The sequence below is a fragment of the Streptomyces sp. NPDC057654 genome, from assembly GCF_042800135.1.
Lineage (GTDB): Bacteria > Actinomycetota > Actinomycetes > Streptomycetales > Streptomycetaceae > Streptomyces.
In genome coordinates this window covers 1-3,749 of the sequence record NZ_JBHVHQ010000843.1, presented here as the reverse complement: position 1 = coordinate 3,749, position 3,749 = coordinate 1, and the positions used below count along the sequence as shown (strand labels likewise).

Sequence of the window (3,749 nt, the reverse complement as noted above, 5' to 3'; positions counted from 1 at the left end):
ATCGCCGCTGCCGTCGTCCGCGAGCTTCACGGCCGTCACCACCACGGCGTCGTCGGCCACCGTCACCAGCGGCGCCACCTGCGCGTCACCGGGCACCCGGCGCTCCGGCAGGTTCACGCGGTAGCCCTCGCGCACCGCGTCGCCGATCGTCGCGCCGGGCACCAGCGCGTACCGGAAGCGGTGCACGCCCTGGTCGGTGCGCGGGTCGGGGAAGCGCGGGGCGCGCAGCAGGGAGAGGCGCACCGTCGTGGTCGTGCCCGTGTCGCTCTCGCGCACGGCGCGCGTCACGTCGTAGCCGTACGTCGAGTCGTTGACGACGGCCACGCCCCAGCCCGGCTCCTCCAGGTGCACGAAGCGGTGCGCGCACGCCTCGAACTTCGCGGCGTCCCAGCTGGTGTTGGTGTGCGTCGCCCGGTACAGGTGGCCGAACTGCGTCTCGGCCGCCGTCCGGTCCGCGTGCACGTCCAGCGGGAAGGCCGTCTTGAGGAACTTCTCCGTCTCGTGCCAGTCCACCTCGGTGTCGATGTCCAGGCGCCGCTCGCCGGCCGGGAGGGTCAGCAGCTGCTCGACGCGGGACTCGCCGAAGGCCCGTACGACCCGCACGGAGCCCCCGTCCACCAGCTCCACCGACTCGACGTCCGTGAGGTCGGTGACGGTGTTGCGGTAGAAGTGGTCGACGTCCCAGGCGTCCCACATGTTCGGGAAGTCCGGGTGCAGCTGGAGGAGGTTGGCGGCCTCGCCCGGCGCGATCGTCTCGCGCTCCGCCACCAGGTCGTACGCCGAGACGACGAGCCCGCGGCCGTCGACGACGACCCGCAGCAGCCCGTTCTCCAGCACGAACGAGCCGTCCTCGCGGGCCTCGGCCGACACCGGCCGGCCGCTCTCGGCCGACACCTCGGCGCCGCCCGCCGCGACCCCGGCACGGGTGTGCGGGGCCGCGTTGAAGACCACGGACGTACCGGCGGCGGCGTCCCCGGCGAGGGCCGCCTGCGCCCCCTCGATGATCTCGGTCAGCTCCGCGCCGATCGCCGCGTACCGCTCCGCCGCCTCGCGGTGCACCCACGCGATCGAGGTGCCCGGCAGGATGTCGTGGAACTGGAGCAGCAGCACGGCCTTCCACAGCCGGTCCAGCCGCTCGTACGGGTAGGCGAACCCGGCCCGCACCGCGGCCGTCGACGCCCACAGCTCCGCCTCGCGCAGCAGGTGCTCGGAGCGCCGATTGCCCTGCTTCGTCTTCGCCTGGCTGGTCAGCGTCGCCCGGTGCAGCTCCAGGTACAGCTCACCGACCCACACGGGGGCGTGCTGGTACTCCGCGTGCGCCTTCTCGAAGAACTCCGAGGGCTTCTCGAAGACGACCTTCGCCGAACCCTCCAGGTCCTTCAGGCGCTTGGCGCGCGCCAGCATCTCGCGGGTCGTGCCGCCGCCGCCGTCGCCCCAGCCGGTCGGCGCGATCGACCGCGTCGCGCTGCCCTTCTCCTGGAAGTTGGCGACCGCGTGTGCGACCTCCTTGCCGGAGAGCTGCGCGTTGTACGTGTCCATCGGCGGGAAGTGCGTGAAGACGCGGGTGCCGTCCAGCCCCTCCCACCAGAAGGTGTGGTGCGGGAACTTGTTGGTCTGGCTCCACGAGATCTTCTGCGTCAGGAACCACTTGGCGCCCGCCTGCTTGACGATCTGCGGCAGCGACGCCGAGTAGCCGAAGGTGTCCGGCAGCCAGACCTCCTGCGGCTCGATCCCGAACTCGTCCATGAAGAACCGCTTGCCGTGCACGAACTGCCGGGCCAGCGCCTCGGAGCCGGGCATGTTGGTGTCCGACTCCACCCACATGCCGCCCACCGGCACGAACCGGCCCTCGGCCACGGCCTTCTTGACCTTGGCGTAGACCTCCGGCCGGTGCTCCTTGATCCACGCGAACTGCTGGGCCTGCGACATCGCGTAGACGAACTCCGGCTCGTCCTCCAGCAGCGCCGTCATGTTCGACGTCGTACGGGCCACCTTGCGGACCGTCTCGCGCAGCGGCCACAGCCACGCCGAGTCGATGTGCGCGTGGCCGATCGCGCTGATGCGGTGCGCGGAGGCGTGCGCCGGGGCGGACAGCACCTCGGTGAGCTCCTCGCGGGCGCGCGCGGCCGTGCCGCCCACGTCCTGGAGGTCGACGGCGTCCAGCGCCCGCTCCACGGCCCGCAGGATCTCCCAGCGGCGCGGCGAGTCCGTGGACAGCTCGGCCATCAGCTCGCCCAGCACCTCCAGGTCCTGGATCAGCTCCCACACGGCCTCGTCGAAGACCGCGAGGTCCATCCGCGCCAGCTTGTACTGCGGCTCGCTGCCCGCGGTCTCCTTGTCGCCGAGCTCGGTGGGGAGGAAGGGGTGGTAGTCGAGCAGCACGGGGTTGGAGGCCGCCTCGATGTGCAGCTCCACCTTCTCCCCGCCCTCGGCCGGCGCCCCGATCCGCACCCACTGGTTGCGCGGGTTGAGGCCCTTGACCGGGGTGCCGTCGGGCCGGTAGATGAGGCCCTCGCACTGGAAGCCGGGCATGTTCTCGTCGAAGCCGAGGTCGAGCACGGCCTCCACGGTCCGCCCCGCCCACGCGGCGGGCACGGTCCCGGTGACGGTGAACCAGCTGGTGCCCCACGGCGGGCCCCAGGGGGCGCCCACCTCGATCGGCGTACGGGCGGCGGCGATCCCCTCCTCGACGGGTACGGGCTCGCCGGGCGCGTTCCACACGCCGACGGTCAGCGGCACCGACTCGGGGTAGAGGGCGGGGCGGATGCGCTCGTCCAGGACCCGCTTGAGGCGGGCTTCGGTGATGGAACGATCGTTGTGCATGGAAGGGATTCCTTAGCGAGAGCTACCAGTGGAACGTGGTGAAAACAGGGTCTGATGAGGCGAACAGCTCGTCCACCGTACGGAGCTCGACCCGGGTGGCCGCCTCCTGGGACGCGCGCCGCAGCGACGGCACGTAGAAGGCCGTCCCGCAGGTCCCGCCGAGGAAGCGGCGCGCGCCGCCCGGCAGGACCTGGTGCAGTTCGTAATGGCGTACGGGGCCGCTCGCCCGGCCCCAGGACAGCCGCAGCGCCGCCGTGCCGTCCGCGCCGCGGCGCGCGGCGGTCACCTTGAGGCCGCCGGGCCTGCGCGGTCCGGACGCTTGCGTGTCGCGGATCGCGAGGGAGCCCAGCCGCCAGCGGACCGGAGCGCCGTCCGCGGCGGTGAGGCGGATTCCGACGGCGCGCAGCGTACGGGCCTTCGCGCCGCGCAGCGCCCGGCCCAGGCGGAGCGTGGCGGTGGACCAGCCCCGGCCGCCCGCGGGAAGGACGCCCGCGTCGATGTAGGTGAAGCGGTAGGGCTCCTCCGTCGAGACGGCCAGCTCCACGCGTACGCCGCCCGAACCGGGGTCGGTGCGGTGGGCAAGCTCCACGACGGTGGTGTCCGAAATGGGCAGCCGCGCCGTGAACAGCTCGACGGTCGCGGGCGAGCCGAGCGCGCCGTCTACGAGCAGGCTGGTCCCACCGCGCCAGGCATCCGAAAAGTCGAAGGAGACCTGCGGACGCGACCCGTCCGTGTGGATCACCCAGCGGCGGCCGGGCAGCCGGTCCTGGAGCCCCAGGTGGTTCCAGGGGGCGTCGCCGGTGCGCTCGCCGCGCTCGTACCAGCCGGTGCCGTGCCCGGTGTTGAAGCTCGTCGCGAAGGGCAGCGCCGTCAGCGTGGAGCGGTCCGCGGCCCAGGCGCTCCGCGAACTTCCCGGACGCGGCGAG

Annotated in this window: 1 protein-coding gene and 1 pseudogene; both read right to left on the bottom strand. The window is 72.7% G+C overall.

Translation table 11 applies throughout. The features are described 5' to 3' along the window. Positions 1-2,823 (bottom strand): alpha-mannosidase (locus ACFU99_RS36955; RefSeq protein ID WP_384401029.1); only part of this gene is annotated, 2,823 nt, incomplete at its 3' end. Between the two features lie 22 nt (positions 2,824-2,845). Next, positions 2,846-3,749: pseudogene (locus ACFU99_RS36950) on the bottom strand (endo-beta-N-acetylglucosaminidase); the annotation flags it as partial.